At 73.4% G+C, this 21,106-nt stretch carries 16 protein-coding genes and 1 riboswitch; of the genes, 10 read left to right on the forward strand and 6 right to left on the reverse strand.

The window, feature by feature from the left end; all coding sequences use genetic code 11:
- Positions 1-130: 130 nt before the first annotated feature.
- Both OG286_RS05650 and OG286_RS05655 read right to left on the reverse strand, forming a co-directional pair.
- Entirely contained in the window at positions 131-862 is a 732-nt protein-coding gene (locus tag OG286_RS05650; RefSeq protein ID WP_396323284.1) for a heparin lyase I family protein, read from the reverse strand.
- Positions 863-1,135: 273 nt separating this feature from the next.
- A complete protein-coding gene (locus tag OG286_RS05655; protein ID WP_396323283.1) occupies positions 1,136-1,762 on the reverse strand; it encodes a hypothetical protein in 627 nt (208 codons plus the stop codon).
- 272 nt (positions 1,763-2,034) lie between these two features.
- Here OG286_RS05655 and OG286_RS05660 point away from each other — a divergent pair, with 272 nt between their 5' ends.
- The 3 genes from OG286_RS05660 (at position 2,035) to OG286_RS05670 (ending at position 5,209) form a co-directional block, all read left to right on the forward strand.
- Entirely contained in the window at positions 2,035-3,600 is a 1,566-nt protein-coding gene (locus OG286_RS05660; RefSeq protein ID WP_405362872.1) for a PTS transporter subunit EIIC, read from the forward strand.
- A gap of 288 nt (positions 3,601-3,888) precedes the next feature.
- Positions 3,889-4,030: riboswitch (SAM riboswitch) on the forward strand.
- 6 nt (positions 4,031-4,036) lie between these two features.
- The gene (locus OG286_RS05665; protein WP_396323281.1) at positions 4,037-4,255 is read left to right on the forward strand and encodes a hypothetical protein; all 219 of its coding nucleotides are present in this window, start codon (positions 4,037-4,039) and stop codon (positions 4,253-4,255) included.
- Positions 4,256-4,495: 240 nt separating this feature from the next.
- Positions 4,496-5,209, forward strand: coding sequence for an IclR family transcriptional regulator (locus tag OG286_RS05670; RefSeq protein ID WP_405362869.1), 714 nt, complete (start codon positions 4,496-4,498; stop codon positions 5,207-5,209).
- 171 nt (positions 5,210-5,380) lie between these two features.
- Here OG286_RS05670 and OG286_RS05675 read toward each other — a convergent pair whose 3' ends face one another.
- Positions 5,381-6,637, reverse strand: coding sequence for a sensor histidine kinase (locus OG286_RS05675; protein ID WP_396323007.1), 1,257 nt, complete (start codon positions 6,635-6,637; stop codon positions 5,381-5,383).
- A complete protein-coding gene (locus OG286_RS05680) occupies positions 6,637-7,320 on the reverse strand; it encodes a response regulator transcription factor (protein WP_396323008.1) in 684 nt (227 codons plus the stop codon). Before OG286_RS05680 ends, OG286_RS05675 begins: the two co-directional genes overlap by 1 nt.
- A 333-nt stretch (positions 7,321-7,653) precedes the next feature.
- On the opposite strand from OG286_RS05680, the gene OG286_RS05685 reads away from it, so the two are divergent.
- The 5 genes from OG286_RS05685 (at position 7,654) to OG286_RS05705 (ending at position 16,465) form a co-directional block, all read left to right on the forward strand.
- Positions 7,654-9,258: an alpha/beta hydrolase gene (locus OG286_RS05685; RefSeq protein ID WP_396323009.1), complete on the forward strand. Its 1,605-nt coding sequence runs from the start codon at positions 7,654-7,656 to the stop codon at positions 9,256-9,258.
- A 98-nt stretch (positions 9,259-9,356) separates the two neighbouring features.
- Positions 9,357-11,018 carry a serine/threonine-protein kinase gene (locus tag OG286_RS05690; RefSeq protein ID WP_396323010.1) on the forward strand — a complete coding sequence of 554 codons (1,662 nt, stop codon included), beginning with the start codon at positions 9,357-9,359 and terminating at the stop codon, positions 11,016-11,018.
- A gap of 822 nt (positions 11,019-11,840) precedes the next feature.
- Entirely contained in the window at positions 11,841-13,883 is a 2,043-nt protein-coding gene (locus OG286_RS05695) for a PEP/pyruvate-binding domain-containing protein (RefSeq protein ID WP_396323011.1), read from the forward strand.
- 54 nt (positions 13,884-13,937) lie between these two features.
- Complete coding sequence (locus tag OG286_RS05700; protein ID WP_396323012.1) at positions 13,938-15,293, forward strand: acetyl-CoA carboxylase biotin carboxylase subunit family protein; 1,356 nt, start codon at positions 13,938-13,940, stop codon at positions 15,291-15,293.
- Positions 15,294-15,322: 29 nt separating this feature from the next.
- Positions 15,323-16,465 carry a glycosyltransferase gene (locus OG286_RS05705; protein ID WP_405362862.1) on the forward strand — a complete coding sequence of 381 codons (1,143 nt, stop codon included), beginning with the start codon at positions 15,323-15,325 and terminating at the stop codon, positions 16,463-16,465.
- Positions 16,466-16,557: 92 nt separating this feature from the next.
- Here the strand turns inward: OG286_RS05705 and OG286_RS05710 are convergent, their stop codons facing one another.
- Both OG286_RS05710 and OG286_RS05715 read right to left on the reverse strand, forming a co-directional pair.
- Entirely contained in the window at positions 16,558-17,403 is an 846-nt protein-coding gene (locus tag OG286_RS05710) for an alpha/beta fold hydrolase (protein ID WP_405362860.1), read from the reverse strand.
- A gap of 568 nt (positions 17,404-17,971) precedes the next feature.
- Positions 17,972-18,901: an alpha/beta hydrolase gene (locus OG286_RS05715; protein ID WP_405363880.1), complete on the reverse strand. Its 930-nt coding sequence runs from the start codon at positions 18,899-18,901 to the stop codon at positions 17,972-17,974.
- A 165-nt stretch (positions 18,902-19,066) separates the two neighbouring features.
- Between OG286_RS05715 and OG286_RS05720 the strand changes: the two genes are divergently transcribed.
- Together OG286_RS05720 and OG286_RS05725 are read left to right on the forward strand one after the other, a co-directional pair.
- On the forward strand, positions 19,067-19,648 hold the full coding sequence (locus tag OG286_RS05720; protein ID WP_396323015.1) for a TetR/AcrR family transcriptional regulator: 582 nt from the start codon (positions 19,067-19,069) through the stop codon (positions 19,646-19,648).
- Positions 19,649-19,809: 161 nt separating this feature from the next.
- A complete protein-coding gene (locus OG286_RS05725) occupies positions 19,810-21,042 on the forward strand; it encodes an MFS transporter (RefSeq protein WP_405362858.1) in 1,233 nt (410 codons plus the stop codon).
- The last annotated feature ends 64 nt before the right edge of the window (positions 21,043-21,106 follow it).

Consider the following 21,106-nt stretch of genomic DNA (forward strand, 5'->3'; position numbering starts at 1 on the left):
CCGCCGGGCCGCGTCGCGCAACGCCGCGCCCTTCTCGCGCAGGTGCCCGGCCGGACCCGGCCGACGTGCAGCCGGTGTGCGTAAGGTCAGGTGGACCCGGCCGGGGCGGCTCGGCCGGGCCACCGGGCCCTTACGAGCCGGCGGTGGCGGCCTCCAGGGTGGTCGCCATGATCGGGCTGGTGAAGGTGTTCGTCGCGTCCCCCGAGGAGGGGTGGTAGGAGCCCCACTTGAGGTAGTTGCGGTCGCCGTCCCAGGTGGTGCCCTTGAAGGTGCCCGAGCCGGTGGTGAAGGTCTGCTTCACGCCGTCGAACCAGAAGTCGATGGTGCCGTCGGTGCGGCCCAGGCGGATCTTCAGCGCGTAGGAGTGCCACTTGTTGTTGGCGGTCGGCGCGGTCCACAGCGTGTGCGCGACGTGGTCGGTGTCCCACTCCTGGAGGCGGATGCGCCCGGTCGTCGCGTCGATCTCGATCGGGTGGTTCGCCGTGTCGGTGCTCGGCGAGCACTTGAGCTGGAAGACGTAGCGGCTGTTCGAGTCCTTGATGTCCACCTTGGACGACCAGCCGAGGTAGAAGGTGTCGCCCTCCTTCAGGTCGGGGCCGAGCGTCTCGCAGCGCTCCTCGCCCGCGGCCTGGAACGCCCGCCAGACACTGCCCTTGGCGGAGTCCTTGACGACGCCGAAGTCGCCCGACGCGCACTGGACGGCGGCGAAGGAGGACGGGCCCTTGCTGGTGCTCGGGGTCCACAGGACCTTGCCCGCCGCGGCGGCGGAGCTGCTGGCGGTGGCCGAGCCGCAGGAGATCGCAAGCGTGGTGAGGGCCACGACGCCGACGGCGGTCTTGCGGTGGTGGGACAGAAAGGACATGCCTCTCCCGGGTGAATGAGTGGCCGGAACGGACGCCGTCCGGGCCTGTCGGCCCGGACGCACGGAGCGATTCGACCACCTGACGGCCTGTCGGGCCAAGCGGACCGACCGGCAGCGGCCCTTTCGGGCAATTCCACCGGCCGGCCGGGCACCGGGGCAGCGACTCCGCCGCGGGGCCCGCGTCGTACGAGGAGGTGCCCTCGTCCAGGAGCGGCTCCTGCGTGCGCACTCGTCGGGCAGAGGGCGATCACGGCTCGATGTCCGCCGGACCGGTCAGGCTCCGTCGGCCAGTCGACGGCCCTGCTCCAGGAAGGCCATGATGCCTACCACGCCGCCGAGTTGACTGATCGTCCGGGCGGCGCCGAAGGGCGCGTTCCAGAACGCACCCCGCAGCGGGGCGTGCGGGCCGACGTACGCGTACGGCTCCGGCTGGAACGCGTCGCCGGGTGAGATGCCGTAGTTCACTTCGCCGGCGGTCACCGCGATGTCGAAATGCTCGGGCCAGATGACCGGGTCCGCTCCCGCGAACAGCCCGCGCAGCGCGGCGTCGCCGAGCGCGAAGCAGTGCGCGAGCCGGCGGGCGGCGGACGGGTCCGCCTCGATGGCTGCGTCGGCGGCGATGCCCGGCCCGTCCTGGTACAGCCCGACGGGAGCACCGACAGTGAGCCCGAGGGCCGCGCCGAGCGCGGTGCAGGTGGTCCGTTCGAGGGACAGCACCTGCCCGGGCGCGACCAGCTCCGCGCCGATCACTCGCAGCTGCGGCTCGACGCTGGTGGCGAAACCGCCCGCACAGGCGCGCAGCCGGATCGTGCCGCCGGCCCGGTGCTGGGGGCCGGCGAGGACCAGTTCGGCCACCGCGTGCAGGGCGCGGCGGGTGCGTACGACCGTCTCGGTGTCCATGAGGGCATGGTCTCCCAGGAGAGGGATCCGCGCGCGGTCCTCAGGCGAACACAACGGTGTCGACACCCCGCCGGCAGCCCGGACAGGGACGACACAACCGTGGAACCGGCTCCGCCTGCCACCGGCGGCGAGGTCGGGAGCGCCATTGTGGTGATCCTCGACTCGCTCGACGCTCCGGCCGCCGCCGCGTTTGTTCCATCGCTCCGTCGGTCGACCGCGCGACGCGCTCCGGCAGCTCCGACATTCCGCATCGAGCCCACGGAAGGCCCGTCATGTCCGACGACAAGCATCGTGCCACCGCCGAAGCCATCCTCCCGCTCGTCGGGGGCCCCGCCAACATCCACTCCGTCGCCCACTGCATGACCCGGCTGCGGCTCGGCCTGCGCGACCGCTCCCTGGTGGACGAGGAGAAGCTCCGCGCCCTTCCCGCCGTACTGGGCGTCGTCGAGGACGACACCTGTCAGATCGTCCTCGGCCCGGGCGTCGTCGCCCGGGTGGCACCCGAGCTCCAGGCGCTCCTCGACGGGCGGCGGGAGCGGGAGGACGACGGCGCCGCCCCGGGACCGGATGACGCCCGGGAGGGCCCCGGCACCGGCGCCGCCGTCGGCGCCGAGGACCTGGCCCGGCGCGGGGCGGCGATCAGAGCGGAGGCCGGGGCCAGGAACGCGACCCCGGTCAAGCTCGTGCTCCGCCGGATCGCGAACGTCTTCGTGCCGCTGATCCCCGCGCTGATCGGCTGCGGCATCGTGGCCGGTGTCAACGGCGCGCTCACCAACCTCGGTTGGGCTCCCGGACTGGCGCCGGCCCTCACCGCGATCTCCTCCGGGTTCATGTCCCTGCTCGCCGTCTTCGTCGGCTACCACACGGCGAAGGAGTTCGGCGGCACACCCGTGCTCGGCGGCGCCGTGGCCAGTGTGACCGTCTACGCGGGGGTCTCCAAGGTGGAAGCCTTCGGCCACCACCTCGCACCGGGCCAGGGCGGGGTGATCGGAGCGCTCGCCGCCGCACTGCTGGCGGTCCGGGTCGAACGGTGGAGCCGGCGGGTGATGCCCGACGCCCTCGACGTCCTGCTCACTCCGACGGTCACCGTGCTCGTCACCGGCCTGGCCACCCTGTTCGGCCTGATGTTCGTCGCCGGAGAGGTCTCCACGGCGATCGGCGTTCTCGCGACCTGGCTGCTGTCCCACGGCGGCGCCCTTGCCGGGATGGTGCTCGGGGGTCTGTTCCTCCCCCTGGTCATGCTCGGCCTCCACCAGGCCCTGATCCCGATCCACACCACCCTGATCCAGCAGCAGGGCTCCACCGAGCTGCTGCCGATCCTCGCCATGGCCGGGGCCGGGCAGGTCGGCTGCGCCGTCGCCGTCTACCTTCGGCTGCGCGGCAACGCCTCGATCAGGGCGACCATCAGGTCCGCCCTGCCCGCGGGGTTCCTCGGCGTCGGCGAGCCGCTGATCTACGGGGTCTCGCTCCCCCTCGGACGCCCGTTCGTCACGGCCTGTCTCGGCGGTGCCTGCGGCGGAGCCGTCGTGGGGCTGCTGGGCCAGCTCGGTGCCGCCATCGGCTCGACCGCCATCGGCCCCTCCGGCTGGGCGCTGTTCCCGCTGCTGACCGGCTCACGCGGCCTCGGGGTCAGCGCGGCCGTCTACGCCGCCGGTCTGGTGACCGGATACGCCACAGGCCTCCTGGCCACGTACTACTTCGGCTTCACCCGGAAGATGCTCGACGAGCTCGACGCCCGCGCACCGAAGCACGGTCCGGCCACCGAGGCCGCCACCCCGGCCGACGCCCCCGGGCCCTTCGGCCCCGGCCTCGACTCACCTGCCGTCCCGGAGTCGTGAACGCGGGTGCGCAGCGCGAACGTCGTCATTCACGATGCCCGTCGACCGGTATCGCCCAGGGTGGGTGACATCTCCACGACGGAACCCAACCACCCCATGTGACCGGCGCGTTGGGCGGCGCTCAGGTCGCGGCACCAGGTGCGGGACCCTGCCCGGCGACCTCCGTGCGCGGACTGGGGAACCGCAGGGTCGGCTGCGGGAGGCGGCGACCCGTCTCGAACACCTCGCGGTCACCCGGCACGGGAGGCCGTTGGCAGAGCGGCGCGACCGTCTTGTATGGTTTCTGGCGAATCATCCAGAGGGGTGGAGGGACCGGCCCTACGAAGCCCCGGCAACTCCCCGGCCACGTCGATGCCCGACCACGGGCGCGACCACCGGGATCAGTGCCAACTCCGGCCCGTCGCCAACGTGGCGCCGGGAGAGATGAGGAGAAGCGGTGCTTTCTCTGCCCTCCGTCGCCTGGGATCCGCGCGCGCTGAAGCGGCCCGCCCCGAGCGACGCCACCGGCCCGTCCGCCCCCGCGTCCCCGCACACGTCGTTCGCGGTACCGCTCACCGTGACCCGCGCCACGCCGCACGCCGGACGCCGCTCCACGGCGGGCGCCCCGGCGTGGGCCACCACGCCGCCCCCCACCGCGGGCGCCCGCACGCGCTGACCGGACGCCCGCCCCGGGCCTCGGCCCCTCGGCCGCCGGGCGCGACGTGCCCTCCCCCACCCCTCCCCCGGCTCCGACCGGCGGCCCCACCCCTCCCCGGCTCCGACCGGCGGCCCCGCGACGACGCGGGACGTGCCCCACCCGACACACCGCCGACGGCGCCGCGCGCCGGTACCGCCTGCCGCCACCGTGCGGCCGGCGGGTCAACCGCGCCTCGAAGAAAGAGACTTGGTACTACCCATGGACAACAGCAGCGGCGTCGGCGTTCTCGACAAGGCCGCTCTGGTGCTCAGCGCACTGGAGTCGGGCCCCGCCACGTTGGCGGGGCTGGTCGCCGCCACCGGTCTGGCGCGGCCCACGGCCCACAGACTCGCCGTCGCACTCGAACACCACCGACTGGTCACCAGGGACATGCAGGGCCGGTTCATCCTCGGCCCCCGCCTCTCCGAACTCTCCGCCGCGGCGGGCGAGGACCGGCTGCTCGCCACCGCGGGCCCGGTCCTGACCCACCTGCGCGACGTCACCGGCGAGAGCGCACAGCTCTACCGCCGCCAGGGCGAGATGCGGATCTGCGTAGCCGCCGCCGAGCGGCTCTCCGGCCTGCGGGACACCGTCCCGGTCGGCAGCACCCTGCCGATGAAGGCCGGCTCGGCCGCCCAGGTCCTGCTGGCCTGGGAGGAGCCCGAGCGGCTCCACCGCGGCCTCCAGGGCGCCCGCTTCACCGCCACCGCACTGAGCGGCGTCCGCCGCCGCGGCTGGGCCCAGTCGATCGGCGAGCGCGAGCCGGGCGTGGCCTCGGTCGCCGCACCCGTCCGCGGCCCCTCCAACCGCGTCGTGGCCGCCGTCTCCGTCTCCGGCCCCATCGAACGCCTGACCCGCCACCCCGGCCCGCTGCACGCCCAGGCCATCATCGAAGCCGCCCGCCACCTCACCGAGGCCCTGCGCCGGACCTGACCACGGACCGAGCGCCGTCCGGCCGGCCGACCCGGCTCCGCCGGCAGGCAGTCCGGCGCACTTCTGTGCCGGCGGCTGCGCTCGCGGCGGGCTCCGGCAGCCGCACTCGGGGCGGGCGGCCGGTCGGGAACACGGGACAGGGCCGGTTCCCCGCCCATCGACGGGGTCGGCCTACTTCGTCCGGGGCGGGAGGCGGAGGGTGAAGCGGGCGCCGCCGCGCGGGCTGGTGCCGACATCGAGGGTGCCGCCGTGGGCCTGGGCGACCCAGGAGGCGATGGACAGCCCGAGTCCGGTGGAGCCGGAGCCGCTGTGGAAGCGCTGGAAGAGGGAGTCGGCCAGAGCCGGGGGGACGCCGGGGCCGGCGTCGTCGACGGTCACCGTTCCGTCGGCGGCCACGGTGACGTCGACCTCCGCGGGCAGGCCCGGGGCATGGCCGTGGAGGAGCGCGTTGCCGAGCAGGTTGGCCACCGCCCGCCGGAGCAGGTCGGGATCGGCGACCACGACGACCGGGTCGGTGTGGACGGTCACGCGGTGCTCGCCGGTCTCGGTGTCGTCGACGACCACCTCGACGAGCTGGTCCAGGCGCAGCGGCTGGCTGGCCAGGGTGCCGACACCGGCCATCAACCGGGCCCGGGTCAGCAGGCCGTCGATCAGGTCCCCCATCCGGGAGGCCAGGCGCACGGTCCGTTCGAGCGCGGCGGTGCGGTGCTCGTCGTCGCGTAGCGCGGTCTCCGCGAGGCCGCGTAGCGATGCGGTGGGTGTGCGCAGGTCGTGGGCCGCGTCGGCGAGGAACTCCTCCTGCTGCTGCAGCGCCGTCAGCGCCGGCCGGATCGCCCGCCCGGACAGCAGGTGCCCGGCCACCGCGGAGAGCGCAACCAGGACCGCACAGCCGGCCACCAGCAGCAGAGCCAGCTTGCGGTGCGCAGCCCGGTCACCGGTGGTGTCATCGGCTGCGACCACTGCACCGGCCGTCGACTGGCCGTCGGCTCCCGCGTAGGGCTCGGCGAGGAGCCGGATCCGGTGGCCGTTGTCGCTGCGCGCGTCGGCCACGACGGCCGATCCCTCGCGCATGGCCTCCGCGGCCACCGATTCCAGGTCCTCGGGATGAGCCCGAACGCAGGGCTTGCGCGGGGTGTAGGCGACGGCGGGCCGGTCGGCCGTGCCGGTCACCACGGTCACCGGCGGGCAATCGGTCTCCATCCCGTCCTGAAGGGCCTGCGCGTCGAACTGGCCGTCGTCGTCGAAGCTCAGGAGCAGGATCGCCTGGCTGGTCTGCAGGGTGAGCGCGTCGTCGAGCCGGTCGCTCCAGGCGTTGTCGTCGGTGCGGATGGCGAACGCCGCCAGCCCGATCAGTCCGATCGCGCTGGTGAGAGCGAACAGTGCGGTGAGTCGTCTGCGCAGCCGCCGGATCCGGGCTGCGGCCGTCATCACCGTCCGCCGCCGTCGCCGCCGGGCGGTGCCAGCCGGTAGCCCACCCCGCGGACCGTGTGGATCAGCGGCGGGTCGCCGAGCTTGCGGCGCAGCTGGGAGACCAGCACCTCGACGACATTGGAGTTCGGCTCGGTCATCTCGTCCCAGCACTTCTCGATCAGGTCGCCGCGGGGCACCGCCTGGTCCGCCCGGGCCGCGAGCAGCTCCAGTACGGCGAACTCCTTGCGGGTGAGCATCAGCAGCACGCCGTCCCGGTGCACCTGGCGGCGGGCGGTGTCGATCTCCAGGTCGGCGAACCGCTGCACCGGGGGCCGGACGGTGGCCGCCCGTCGGCACAGACTGTGCACCCGGGCCGCCAGCTCGGGCACTGCGAACGGCTTGACCAGGTAGTCGTCGCCGCCGACGGCGAACCCCTCGACCCGGTCGGCGACCGTGTCCCGGGCGGTGAGGAACAGCACCGGGACGGTCCGCCCGGCCCGGCGCAGCTCGCGCACGAAGTCGACGGCGTCCCCGGAGGGCAGCATCCGGTCGAACACCGCGCAGTCGTACTCGGTGACGAACAGCGCCTCGTCCGCGGCCGGCAGATCGGCCACCTCGTCGACCGCCAGCCCCTCGCTGCGCAGCGCCGCGGCCACGGCGAACCGCAGGTCATCGTCGTCTTCGGCCACCAGTACTCGCACGGCGGCCAGGATAGCCCGATGTGCGGCCGGGGCCGCCCTCATCAAATCCTCAGCTTCGCCCGGCCATCATCTGTGAGGTCACAGCGGAGCGAACCGGCAGGAGCCGAACAGCGCGGCCGTTCGCCCGGGAGATCCGTGGGCGGACCGGCACGCGGCGCCGTGAGACATCCCCGGGCGCGATCCCCCACGCGCCCGGGGACCGCTGTACCGGCCGGCGGGCGGAGCCCTCGGCCCGGCCGCCCCGGGCTACCGGGGTGGTGCCGGTCCCGCCGACCACCGACCACCGCGGCCGCCGTACGCAACAACCCTGCCGATTCCCTCTGGAGCACCCTCATGAACCACCCGACGAGCAAGCGTGCCGGCCTGATCCTGGCCCTGGCCGCACTCGGCGTGACGGCACTTGCCGGATGCATCCCGGCGTACGGGGACACGGCTGAGGAGGGCACCGGCACGGCGCCGACCGATTCCGCACAGCAGAGCGCCCTGCAGACCTTCTACCGGCAGAAGCCGGCCTGGTCCACGTGCGGCGAGCTGCAGTGCGCCACGTTGACCGTCCCGATGGACTACGCGCACCCGGAGACCGGCCGGACCTTCACCCTGCCGCTGGCCAGGTCCGTGGCGACGGACCCCGCCCAGCGCATGGGCTCCCTGGTCTTCAACCCCGGCGGACCGGGCGAATCCGGGGTCGAGCAGCTGAAGTCCGGCGGCCTCTCCTCCTTCAGCGAGCGGGCACGCGCCCGCTTCGACATCGTCGGCTTCGACCCCCGGGGCGTGGCCGGCAGCAAGCCGGCCGTCGACTGCGGCTCCTCCGGTTCCGCCGACCAGGACCAGCCCGAATCCGACACCGCGCCGACGAGTGCGTACCCGAAGACCGCCGCCGAACGCAGCGCCGCGCTCGCGGACGCCGAGAAGCAGGTCGCCGCCTGCAAGGCCCGCAGCGGAGCCGTCCTGCCGCACGTCGGGACGCTGGACGCGGCCCGCGACATGGACGTGCTGCGTGCGGCCCTCGGCGACGAGAAGCTCAGCTACCTCGGCTGGTCCTACGGCACCTACCTCGGCACCGTCTACGGCGAGCTGTTCCCGCACCGGGTCCGCGCGCTCGTCCTCGACGGCGCGGTCGACCCCTCGCTCGGGTGGTCCGAGGCCGCCCTCCAGCAGGGCGGAGCCTTCCGGAAGTCGGTGGACGACTACGCCCGGCAGTGCGCCACCGTGGTCCACGACGCCTGCCCCGCCACCACCCCGGACGGCATCCAGAAGGTGATCGCCGACCTGCACCGGCGGACGGCCAGGCACCCGCTGCCCATCAAGGGCACCACCGAGCGGCTCGACCAGAACATGCTGCTCACCGCCCTCACCAAGTCGATGTACTCGCCCGAGTCCCAGTGGCAGGACCTGTCCGAGGCACTGCGCGCCGCGCGGGGCGGCGACGGGACGAAACTCGCCGAGATCGCCGGCCCCGGCATATCCGGCCAGAACGACAGCGCGGGCTCCGGGTCCGAACCGGGTGGCTCCGGCGAGCGGGCCCCCGACAACTCCGCCGTCGCCATCACCGCCGTCAACTGCCTCGACCAGCCGCACCCCAGGGACCCGCAGCCCTACTGGGACCTGATGGAGCGCGCCGACCGGGAGGCCGGAGTCTTCGGCACCTCCGCCGTGCTCGCCGAACTCACCTGCAAGGACTGGCCGGCCGGACAGCAGCAGCCGCACCGCGTGAACGCCGAGGGCCTGCCCCCGGTCCTCGTCGTCGGCACCACCGGCGACCCGGCCACGCCCTACCCGTGGTCGCAAGGCCTCGCGGCCCAACTGCCCGGCGGCATGCTGCTCACCTTCAAGGGGCCCGGCCACACCGCCTACGGCCGCAGCAATGCCTGCGTCACCGATGCCGTCGACGCCTACCTCATCGACCTGAAGCCGGTTCCGAGCGGGACGACCTGCTGAACGGCCGGGACTCCCCCGCGCCGCCCCGCCCCCGCCCCCAGCTCGCCCTACTGGAGACCTTCCACGTGCCCGTCGACATGTCCCCGGACTCCTTGACCATGTCACCGCCCTTCCAGCCGCTGCAGCCCGACGACCCGGGTGACGTCGGCGGCTACCGGCTGCACGCCCGGCTCGGGGCGGGCGGCATGGGGCGGGTCTACCTGTCCTACACCCCCGGTGGCCGGCCGGTGGCCCTCAAGACGGTCCGGCCGGAGTTCGCACAGGACACCGAGTTCCGGTGGCGCTTCGCACAGGAGGTGGCCAACGCCCGGCGGATCCACGGGCTGTACACCGCCCAGGTGATCGACTCCGGCGCGGACGCCGACGTGCCCTGGCTGGCCACCGCGTACGTTCCGGGCCCGTCGCTGCAACAGGTGGTCCGGGAACACGGCGCACTGCCGGTGCGCACGGTCCTGCTGCTGATGGGCGGGATCGCGGAGGCCCTGCAGGCGATCCACGGCGCCGCGGTGGTGCACCGGGACCTCAAGCCCGCCAACGTGCTGATCGCGGCCGACGGTCCGCGCGTGATCGACTTCGGCATCGCCCGCGCGGCCGACGCCGTCGCGCTGACCGGCACCGGTTTCCGGATCGGTTCGCCTTCCTTCATGGCGCCCGAGCAGGCGCTGGGCCGGCCGGTCACGCCCGCGACGGACGTCTTCGCGCTGGGCTCGCTGGCGGCCTACGCCGCCGGCGGCACCCAGCCGTTCGGCGAGGGACCGGAGACCGCGGTGCTCTACCGGGTGGTGAACGAGCAGCCGGACCTCGGCCGCGTCCCGGGCGACCTGCACGCGCTGCTGCTGCGCTGCCTGGCCAAGCAACCCGAGGACCGGCCCACACCCGCCGAGATCATCGAGGCCGCCCGCAACCACCCCGCCGTGGGCGGCGGGCTGCGCTTCGCCGACGACTGGCTGCCCACGCGGGTCAGCAGCGACATCACCCGCCGCTCCGACCTGCCGCAGGACCCGGCGCAGGGCCTCCCGCACGACCTGCCCACCGTGATCTCCCCCGACGTCGTCGCCGTCCAGGCCCCGCCCGGCTCGTACGGCGCTGTGCGGCCCCTGCCCGAGGCGCCGACCGCTCTGCTTCCGCCCCCGCTGCCGACCGTCGTCGCTCCCGCGGTACCCGCGGTGGGCAGGCCCCGCCGCAAGGGCGTGACCTGGAAGACGGTGCTGCTGTCGACGGCGCTGGTGGTGGCTCTCGGCGGCACGGTCGGCGGCGTGGTCCTGTCCGACAAGCTCGACCGGGTCCTCGCAGCCACGGGATCGGCCGACGACAGCCCGACGGCCCGTGACACCGGCCCGGACACACCGGCACCGGTGGCCGACGGCCCGACGCCCGCCAACCCGGCCACGTACACCGCGGTCTACACCGGTGCGGACCTGACCGCCCCCGACGAGTCCTACGACTTCGACATCGAGACCGGCAGGCTGACCCCCGCAGAGTCCACCCAGTGGTCCGTGGGGCACAACGCCAACGAGTTCCTGATCCCGACGGGAAGCGACGCCGCCATCGCCCCGGGCGGCCGGCCCACCCCGACCGAGTGCTCGGCGGCCATCGACCGGCAGCCGGCGACGGCTCTCGGCTTCGGCGACCTGCCCGCCGGACGAGCCTTCTGCCTACGCGCGCGCAGCACCCACGACATCGCGATCGTGCGGGTCGTCTCCGTGACCGCCAACGGCCCGGTGAAGATCTCGATGGACCACTTCCGCAGCGACGGCTGACCCGTCGGCGCGGGCGGAGGGCGCGCGCCGGAGAAGGTCCGAGCGAGACGATCCACGCAGCACGACCGCGACGCCCACCACCGGCATCGCCACGCCGCGCCGGGGCCCGTTCGACGGACCTCCTCGATGACGCGGCTCCTCACCCGGGCCGGTGCACGCGTCGTTCACTGCAGGATGTCGATCGCCCGGGCGACCACCAGGGCGGCCACGACGAGGGAGGCCGCGGACCGGCCGCCCCAGGGCTTGATGCCATACCCCATGGTGACGAGGCCGGTTGCGTGGACCTCGGACGGCACACCCGTGCCCGTCGTCCGTTCCGTTCACCGAAGGAAGCGGGCCGGCCCGACCCCGCACGAGCCCGGCCGTCCGGCTCCGGGAATCAACGTGCGGAGCGAATCCGCCGGAGCCGACCTTCCACTCGGCGGGGCCACCGGCCGGACCGCCGCGAAGACCGTGGAGCCTTTCGGACACCCCGTCATGACCTCCCCGGGCGCTGTGCACAGCCATGGGCTCGCCTCGCCATACGCCGACGAATTGCATTGAGCATGACAGGCACCCGGACACGGTTCACCCCGAACAGAGATCGTGCAGGAATCAACATTTCCGGAGAAATTCGATCATTGGCCCGGGTCATACACACCCTTGTTGTGACCTTTGCCACAGCCTGACCTGCAGTCACGTTCACGAAGGCGGGCCTTTATGGCCGGATCATTGCGCAGTGGCCAAATCCAATCTGACACTTCATCAGACATTCTGCTTTGATGGCAATATGTGTGCGGCCGTACCACCTCTCTGGCCTTCTGCACACTGAACGTGTACACGATGACGAATGGCTCAACTTTGCGCAGCAACCGTTCGGGTCGCAACGAAGCGACCACGCGGCCTCGCCTCTCAGGCGAAAATCTCACCCTCCAGGAGTTCTCCCGGCTCGCCGGCAACGTCGGCGGCTATCCCTACGTGAAAATCGTGCTCGACCGCACCGATTCGGTGCTCCACTTCATCGACAGTGCGGACGGCACGCTCCACGTGCGCTACATCGCGTCCGAGATACTCGGCATGTCGATAGAAGAGCTGGCCCGCGATCTCGATTCGTTCAACGACGAGGTCTACCGGAATCCCGACCGCCGCTTCTATCTCGGCACCCTCGCCCTGCACACCCGGCGCGGCGGCGTCGGCGGCCGAGTGGCCGACACCTTCATGTCGTTGGAGACCGTCGACGTCGACACCATGTCCCAGGACATGCTGCGGTCCTTCTACCACCGGGTGCGCGACCACATTGACCCGTCGCTGCCGCTGGTCCTCAAACCGGCCAACCACCGGCAGGAGGGCTACGTCGCCCGGATCCCCGAGACCGAGATACCGCGCGTCCTGTCCCACGAGCTCTACTCCACGGCCTCCTTCGTGCCGTTGAACCCCGGGGCGGCCCACGGGCGGCTGCGGGTGTTCCGCTCCGAGGAGGAGTACCGGGCCAGCCCCGAACCGCTGGAGTGGCACGACATCGTGGCGATGCCCCGGGTGCCCGAGGACATCCCCCGGGTGTCCGGCATCATCCACACCGAGCACACCACCCCGCTCTCCCACATCAACGTGATGGCCGCCGGATGGCGGATCCCCAACGCCGTCGGCATCGGAGCCGCCGACCGGATCGCCCGCGCCGGGCTGAACGGCCGATGGATCCACTACCGGGTCGATGCCGACGGCTCCGACCTCCTCCTCGAAGCCGCGCAGCCGCGACGCGACGGCGTTCGGCCGACGCCGCCGCCGGCCGAACGCATCACCGTGGACCGGCCCGACCTCTCGCCCAGCCCGATCACCCCCCTGTCCGAACTGCGCGCGGGCGACCACGTCCGGTTCGGCACCAAGGCCGCGAACCTCGGTGAAGTCATCCATCTGCTGCAGCACGGCTCACCCCGCTGGCTCGGCTACTACCGCGTCCCCCGACCGCCCCGGGACAACCTGCTGCACTACCTGGCCCGGCAACTCGACATCCCCGGGGGCGCGGACGGCGAACTGACCACCGCCGTACAGCTCCTGGTGAAGGAGCACGCCGAGGTGCCGCGCGGGATCGTGCTGCCGTTCTCCCTCCAACAGCGCTTCCTGGACTCCTCGGCGGAGCTCCGAGCCGCCGTCGACCGGCTCGACTCCGCAGGTGTGGACGGTACTTCCCGGATCGAGCACCTCTGTCGCGAGGCGCAGCAGCTGATCCGCGCCACCCCGCTGCCCGATCCGATCCGGAGCGAGATCGACCGGGCGATCGACCGGCACTTGTACGGCGCACCCGTCCAGGTCGTCCGCAGCTCCTCCAACGCCGAGGACCTGCCCGGCTTCTCGGCCGCCGGACTCTACGAGTCGGTGGCTCACGTCAGCGGCGCCGACGCCGTCCTCGACGCGGTCCGGGAGGTCTGGGCCTCGCTGTTCTCGCCGCGGGCCGTACTGCTGCGCCACCAGGCGGGCATCCCCATGGACCACTGCCGCATGGGCGTGATCGTCCAGGAGCAGGTCGGCGCCACCACCGGCGGCGTCCTGGTCACCTGCAACCCGCTGAGCCCGCAGGACTTCCGCAACGTCTACCTCAACATCTCACCGCACTCGGTGACCGAGGTGGTCTCCGGCCAGGGCGCCCCGCTCCAGTACCTGTGCAACACCGTGGAGGGCGGCAGCCGCACGGTCTCGCTGGGCGCCGCCACCGCCGACCTGGACTCCGCGACCAAGGACCTCCTGGGCCGACTGGCGCTGATCAGCCGGCTGCTGCAGTCGCACTTCTCACCCGACGAGAGCTACGCCGCCCCGGTCGACATCGAGTGGGCGATCGAGGGCGACCGGGTCAGCCTGCTGCAGCTGCGCCCCTTCCGCGTCGCCGGCTGAAGCGCGCCGGCCGACGTCCGTGAGGACAGTGAACTTCCGTCAGGAGAAAGTACGTTGAAGAGGATTCTGTACGTCTACGTCAAGGGCGGGGCCCCACTGGAGTACGCCTTCCCGCGCATCGCCGCCTGCGGGGAGCTGCACGTGCTCGCACTGGCTCCGCTGCCCACGACCGCCGAGGAGGTGTGGCGGCCCAGCTGTACCGGCATCGAGCTGCTCCCCGAGGCGCCGCGCGGCGACGAACTGGTCGAGCTGATCGTGGAGCACGCGAAGGCCATCGGGGCGGACGCGGTGCTGACGCTCTCGGAGTTCGCGGTGCTGGCCGTCGCGCACGCCGCGCGTCGGCTCGGCCTGGCCGGTGCCGGCCCGGGGATCATCCGCGCCAGGGACAAGCGGCTGATGCGGGAGGCGTGGGCCGCCGCCGGGGTGCCGATACCGCGGTTCCGCCGGGTCGACAGCCTTGCGGACCTGGACGCCGCGCTGGCCGAGTTCACACCCCCGCTGCTGCTCAAGCCGGCCTGGGGCGCCGGGTCGGTCGCCCAGATCGTCCTGGACTCGGCCGGGGACGCCGCCCCGGCGTGGAGCGAGATCGAGCGCGGACTCCAGGCCGGCAGCCGGGTCGGCATGAACGAGCTCTACGCCGCGGACACCGACCGGGACCGGCTGGTCGAGGAGATCGCCCTGGGCTCCACCGAGGGCTGGTACCCGGAACCCGGCTACGGCGACTACGTGAGCGTGGAGGGGATCGTCGCGGACGGTGTGTACCGTCCGCTGGCCATCACCGCCAAACTGCCGACCGTGCCGTCCTTCGTCGAGGTGGCCAGCACCTCGCCCTCCGTCATGCCCGTGCCACTGCAGCGCCGGATCGAGGAGGTGTCGAGGCAGGCCGTCGACGCGCTCGGCCTGGAGAACTGCGGCACCCACACCGAGTTCAAGCTGATGGAGAACGGCGAGCTGGTGGTCATCGAGACCGCAGCGCGGTTCGGCGGCCTGCTGACGACCAGGCAGGTCCACGAGGTGTTCGGGCTCGACCCGATCGGCATGCTGGTCCGGCAGCTGCTGGGCGAGCGGGTCGACTACCCCGAGGCCATGCTCACCGACGGCGCCCGGGCCGCCGCGTCGGTGGCCGTCGTCCCGGCCGACGCGGCCGGAGTGCCCTGGCGGAGCAGGCCCGTCTGGAACCCGCAGGCCGTGGACTGGCAGAGCCTGCTGTCACCGGGCAGCACCATCGAGGACGTACCCGCCTTCGCCATGCCGGCGGGACAGCGGGTGCCCGCATTCGACCCCGCCGCGGGGTCGCGCAACTGGCTCGGGGTGTACCTGCTGAGCGCCGCCGACGCCGCCACCCTGCGCCGTGACTGCAACGCCGTGCTGAACGGTCTGGAAGCCGCCCTGCACCGGGCCGCCGGCTGATACCGCCGGCCGATCACCGAGGTACTTTCATGCGTGTACTGTTCGCCGGCGCCCCCGGCGTCGGCCATCTCTTCCCCCTGGTCCCGCTGGCCCGAGCCATGCGCGACCTGGGCCACGTGGTCGCGGTCGCCTCGATGGACGGCGGCGAGCCGGTCGCCGCGTGCGGACTGCCGTACCTGCCCCTCGCCCCCGGGGTGGACTGGCGCAAGGAGATCCGGGAGGCCGGCCGCACCCGGCGGCCCGACCTGATGCGGCGGGTGGTCGAGACCGATGCGGCCGACCGCGAGGCCTTCGTCCCGCTGGCCGCCCACGTCAACAGCGCGGTGGCCGACGCGACCGTCGAACTCGCCGCGCGGTGGCGACCCGACCTGGTGGTGTACGAGTACCTGTTCCCGGTGGCACTGCTCGCGGCGACCAGCCTGGGCGTGCCCGCGGTCCAGCACGACCTGGGATTCGTCCGCACCCCCCGGCTGCGCGCGCTGATGCTGGCGGAGATGGCGGAGACCTTCGCCCGGCACGGAATCGACCGGCTGCCGGAGCCGGTGGACACCGTCGACCTCGCGCCGCCGAGCATGGTCCGGGGAGAACGCTACGGCTGCTCGATGCGGCCCGTCGCCTACAACGGCGAAGGCGCGCTCCCCGAGCCCCTGGCCGCGCCCGCCCGTCGTCCGCGCGTGGCGGTGACCCTGGGCACGGTACCGCCCAGGACGGACGGCCTGACCAGGATCGAGCGGGTGATCGCGGCGGCAGCCGACGTCCACGCGGACTTCGTGCTGGCGACCGGCGAGCTCGACCTCAGTACGCTCGGCACACTGCCGGACAACGTCCGCTCGTACGGCTGGGTGCCGTGGCGGGCGCTGCTGGGCACCTGCGCGGCCGCGATCCACCACGGCGGCAGCGGTACCGCGCTCGCCGCGCTGGACGCGGGCGTCCCGCAGCTCGCGCTGCCCGACGGGTCCGACCGCTTCGTCAACGCGGACGCGGTGCGCGAGCGGGGAGCCGGACTCAGCGCAGGCGCCGAGGAGATCGGGCCGGCGCTGCTGGACCGGTTGCTCGCCGACGACGCGCTGGCCCGGGCCGCGCACGAGGTCAGCGCGGAGATCTCGGCGATGCCCGGCCCGACCGCGCTGGCGGCGCGGCTCTGCGACAGCGCCGGTGGCCGGGCCGGCTGAACCCGGGCTTGCGGCCGCTCGGGGTGGGTCGGACGTCCGGTACGAAGCCCGGTGTCATGCGACCACCGGCCACGGCGTGTCCGGGCCGGGTCTCAGGTCAGGAACCGCACGGTGGCCGACACGAAGCTGTCGGCGTCGTCCAGCCAGGGGTAGTGGCCCGCGCCGGGCTGGACGACGAACTCGGCACGCGGGAACAGCGCGGCGAAGCGGGACAGCAGGTGCGGGGGCGAGGCCAGGTCGAACTCCCCGGCGAGGACCAGGACCGGCGTGTCGAGCGCGGCGAGCGCCGCCCGGGTGGCATCCGGGTCGAAGGCACCCTCGGATCCGAAGACCTCCGCCGCCGCCGCGTTCCACTGGGCCTCCTCGGCCGCCCGGTGGGCGCGCGCCGTCTCGTCCCAACGGCCGTAGAGGAAGGGCGCGATGGCCACCCAGTCATCGGCCTCGGCCCGGCCGGCGTCGATGGCGTCGAATGCCGCCGACGCCGTCGCGAACCAGGGCTCGTCCCTGCGGAGCCGCCCGACCTCGCGCCGGTCCTCACCGGTGACCTCCAGGCCGACGGCGGTGGTGCCGGGCGTGACGAGGACGAGCCGGCCGACGCGGTGCGGGTACTGCTCCGCGTATCGCACGGCAAGGTTGGCGGCGGCGGAGTGCGCGAGCAGGTCGATCCGGTCCAGGCCGAGGTGTTCGCGCAGCATCTCGACGTCGCCGACCAGACGGTCGCAGCGGTAGGAGGCGAGGTCCTCCGGTGTCGCGGACAGCCCGGCGCCGCGCTGGTCGGCCACGACCAGCCGCCGGTGCGCGGGGAGGCCTCCGAGGTCGCCGAGGTAGACGGAATCCCGCATCGGTCCGCCCGGCAGGCAGACCACGGGGGTGCCGGTGCCCTCCCCGAGGACACGGTAGGCGAGCTCGGTGCCGTCAGGCGCTATGAGAGTAGGCATGGTGATCCCAGCAGGTGTGCGGTGTCATCGTGGAGTTGAAGCGGTGCGGAGCGCCGGAGGGGCCGCCCGGAGGCACGCCTTCGCCGGGCCGGCGGCGACGTCTGCCGATCCGGCCGGGGCCGCCGCTCAACGGTGGCCCCGGCCGGCTGCGGACAGCGGGCCGGGGCCAGTGTGCTCGACCATCGGCGGAACGGCCTCCGGTCGGACCGGTGGGCCGCCGCGTGCGACGTCGCCGCGACGGTGTCGGCCCGTCGGACGCAGCCGGATCCACCGAGCATGAGAAGTCGCATGTGAGCCACTGTCCCCACCGCGTGCCGGTTGGTCCACCCCCATCCGCCGTCAGCGGAATCGCCGTCAGCTGAACCCGGACCGGCGCTGCCCGGCGAGCGTTGTCCGACCCGAGTCAGCGGACGCTCCCCCGGCACCGTGTGGGGGGACGCGTTCTACAGTCTCTTCCTGGCCCATGCTTCCTCGGCACCGACCACCAGCGGCTCCGGCACCGACCCGCCGCTCCGGCGCCGACCCGCCAGAGGCCGCATGCGGCGGGCCGTCCGTCGGACTCGCTCGGTCAGCCACCGCCGGGGCGACTGCCGAGGGCGTCCCGGAGGAACCCGGTGATCTCCGCCCGTGCCGCCTCGGCCTGCGGCACGACGGCCGGCATGCTGACGAAGGCGTGCGTGGCCTCCGGGAACTCGGTCAGCCGCGTGGGCGTCCCGGCCGCGCGCAGGCGCTCGGCGTAGCGGCGGCCGTGGTCGGCCAGCGGGTCATGGGTCGGCACCACCACCAGCGCCGGGGCGAGCCCGGTGAGACTGCCGGCGTGCAGCGGCGACAGCGCACGGGGATCGGTTCCCGGGGGGACGGCGAGCCGGTGCACCAGCCGCAGTTGGGGAACGGTCAGGGTCGGGCTGTGGGCGTGCTCGGTGACCGAGGGGTGGTCGAACATCGCCCCGGTCACGTCCGCGACGGGGTTGACCAGCACCTGCGCCCGCAGTTGCAGGCCGGCCCGCCTGGCGCGGATCGCGGCCAGGGCGGTGATCAGTGCGCCGCAGCTCTCGCCGAAGACGGCGGTGCGCGCCGGGTCGATGCCCCAGTCGGCGGCGTGCCGCACCAGGTGGTCGAGCGCGTCCCAGCCGTCGTCGGCGGCGGCCGACAGCGGAGTGTCCGGGGCGAGGAGACGGTGCTCGACCGAGACGACGAGGGCCGGCAACCGGGCGGCGAGACGGCTGTTGATCCAGTCGCTCTGCACCGCCGTGCCCACGAACCCGCCGCCGTGGACGTGGAGTACGAGGGGCAGGGCCGCCGCCCGGCCGGCGGAGCCGGCGCCGCGTTCGCGCACCGGCCGGTGGACCCGGACCGGCAGGCGGCGGCCGGGCAGCTCCAGCGACTGCCAGTCGATCGCGGCACCCGGGTCCGGCATCCCGGTGATCGCCCGCATCGCAGGCGACGCCCGCCTGCGGTTCTCCGCCTCGCGGTAGGCGGCCAGTTCCTCGCCGGTCATCCCCGCCCAGTCCGGCTCACCCCCCAACGCCTGCTGCCGCAACCCGCTGCTGCCCGCCGACGGCTGCCGCGCACCGCTGTCCCCGCTCATGCCTTCTCCTCCCCGGATGGTTCCGCTACCTCAGGTATCGATACCCAAGGTAGCGGAACTAGCTATGGTGAGGGAATGACTCGAACGCCGTCTCCCGCCCGACCGCCCGGACGCCCACGCACCGGCGTCGACGCCGAGGTCTTCACCGCCACGCTGAGCACCGTCCGAGAACTCGGCTACGCGCGCGCCACGGTCGAGCGCATCGCCGCCGCGGCCGGCATCGCGAAGACGACGGTCTACCGCCGCTGGCCGTCGAAGGGCGCGCTGATCGTGGACTGCCTCCTCGACGCGTTCGGCCCGGTGCCGCTGCAGGAGGGCGCCGACCGGGCCGAGCTCATGTCCTCGGTCATCCGCTGGATCGCGGCGAAGATCGGCGAGCCCGGGGTGGGCGACGCGTTCGCGGGCGTGTTCAGCGACGCCGTCAGCGACCCGGCCCTGCGCGAGATCCTCTCCGCACGGTTGCAGGACCCCTACCGCCTCGCCCTCCAGGACGCGCTCGACGAGCCGGAGAACAGGGTGCTGTTCTTCATCGATGCCGTCGTCGGGACCCTGCTCCACCGGATGGGCATGACCGGCGAACCGATGGTCGATGCCGATGTCGACGCCCTGGTCGCGATGGTGCTGCCGCACTTCGCCCGTGGCGTCGGTCCGACCTGACGGTGGATCGCCGGCCCCGGCAGCGCAGACCGATGCTGCGACCGGCGCCGCCGGCGTCGGGCAGGGCTCGCAGATCGCACGAGGACGAGACGGACCTCGGCGCACGTACCCCCCGCCGATCCCCGACATCGACGATTCCTTCCACGAGAACAGGAGGCGCCATGTCGCGCTCCGAACCACTGCCCCGCACCGTCCGCCTGCTGTTACTCGCCCGGGTCGTCAACCGGCTCGGGGCCTTCTCACTGCCCTTTCTCACCGTGCTGATCAGCACCGACCACGGCGCGAGCCTGACCGCCGCCGGTCTGGTCAGCGCCGTCTTCGGGCTCGCGACGATCCCCTCACGGCTGGCCGGGGGACATCTGGCCGACCGGATCGGCCGACGCACGACCATCGTGCTCGGGCTCTGCGGATGCGCGGTCGCACAGCTGGCGATCGCAGCCTCCGCGTCGCTCACCTGGGCGGTCGCCGGGGCGGTGCTGCTCGGGCTGGCCTTCGAGCTCTACGAGCCGCCGAGCCAGGCGATCATCGGCGAGTCCGTGCCGGAGCAGCAACGGGTGCGGGCGTTCAGCCTGTTCAGCGCCGCGCTCGCGGCGGGCGCCATGGGCGCCGGGCTGCTCGCCGCCCTCCTCGGCCGCTGGGACCTGCGCTGGCTCTTCGTCACCGACGCCGCCACCTGCCTGGCCTGCGCGCTGCTGATCCACCTGGCCCTCCCCCGCGACCGCCCGGCACCGCCCGCAGCGGACCGGGACGACACCGCCGTACGGCCGCTGCGCGACCGCGCCCTGCTGAGCGTCCTGGCCACCGGCACCGCCTACGCCCTGATCAACCAACAGGCCGTGATCGCCCTGCCGCTCGCACTCGCGCGGCAGGGCCTGCCCGCCGCCGACGCCGGGCTGTTGTTCACCGCCGCCGCGGCCACCACCGTGCTCGCCCAGCCGCTGATCCGCCTGCCCTGGGCGACCCGGCTCACCACCCCCGTCGCGCTCGCCCTCGCCCATCTCCTCCTGGCCACGGGACTGACCGGCCTCGCCCTCAGCCGCACCCTGCCGACGCTGCTCGCCTCGGCCGCCGTGAAGAGCCTCGGCGATCTGCTGGTCATGGGCCGCGTCTACGCGCTCGTCACCGACCTCGCACCACCCGGCGCAAGCGGCCGCTACCTGGCCGTCTTCGGTACCAGCTGGGGGATCGCCGCGACGCTCGCACCCGTCCTCGGCACCCAGCTGCTCGCTCACGCGGGGACGACCGCGCTGTGGTCCGCGATGGCCGCATTCTGCGTACTGCTCGCCGCACTGCACCTCCGCGTGACACCGGAGTCGCCCCGGTCACCGCAACGCCGCGCGCCGGAGGACCGCAGGTCGACCACGCCAGCGGCTGCACCCGACCGGCGACGCTGACCAACAGCGGAAAGGACGCCTTCCGGTACTCGCGGTCGGGCGGCGGGCGCCGCCGGGCGAGCGG

It is taken from the genome of Kitasatospora sp. NBC_00039, from assembly GCF_045160625.1.
Lineage (GTDB): Bacteria > Actinomycetota > Actinomycetes > Streptomycetales > Streptomycetaceae > Kitasatospora.

Coding starts and splice junctions, on each gene's coding strand:
- OG286_RS05650 (WP_396323284.1), bottom strand. CDS start 862: ATGTCCTTTCTGTCCCACCACCGCAAGACCGCCGTCGGCGTCGTGGCC.
- OG286_RS05655 (WP_396323283.1), bottom strand. CDS start 1,762: ATGGACACCGAGACGGTCGTACGCACCCGCCGCGCCCTGCACGCGGTG.
- OG286_RS05660 (WP_405362872.1), top strand. CDS start 2,035: ATGTCCGACGACAAGCATCGTGCCACCGCCGAAGCCATCCTCCCGCTC.
- OG286_RS05670 (WP_405362869.1), top strand. CDS start 4,496: ATGGACAACAGCAGCGGCGTCGGCGTTCTCGACAAGGCCGCTCTGGTG.
- OG286_RS05675 (WP_396323007.1), bottom strand. CDS start 6,637: ATGACGGCCGCAGCCCGGATCCGGCGGCTGCGCAGACGACTCACCGCA.
- OG286_RS05685 (WP_396323009.1), top strand. CDS start 7,654: ATGAACCACCCGACGAGCAAGCGTGCCGGCCTGATCCTGGCCCTGGCC.
- OG286_RS05690 (WP_396323010.1), top strand. CDS start 9,357: ATGTCACCGCCCTTCCAGCCGCTGCAGCCCGACGACCCGGGTGACGTC.
- OG286_RS05695 (WP_396323011.1), top strand. CDS start 11,841: ATGACGAATGGCTCAACTTTGCGCAGCAACCGTTCGGGTCGCAACGAA.
- OG286_RS05705 (WP_405362862.1), top strand. CDS start 15,323: ATGCGTGTACTGTTCGCCGGCGCCCCCGGCGTCGGCCATCTCTTCCCC.
- OG286_RS05710 (WP_405362860.1), bottom strand. CDS start 17,403: ATGCCTACTCTCATAGCGCCTGACGGCACCGAGCTCGCCTACCGTGTC.
- OG286_RS05715 (WP_405363880.1), bottom strand. CDS start 18,901: ATGACCGGCGAGGAACTGGCCGCCTACCGCGAGGCGGAGAACCGCAGG.
- OG286_RS05720 (WP_396323015.1), top strand. CDS start 19,067: ATGACTCGAACGCCGTCTCCCGCCCGACCGCCCGGACGCCCACGCACC.
- OG286_RS05725 (WP_405362858.1), top strand. CDS start 19,810: ATGTCGCGCTCCGAACCACTGCCCCGCACCGTCCGCCTGCTGTTACTC.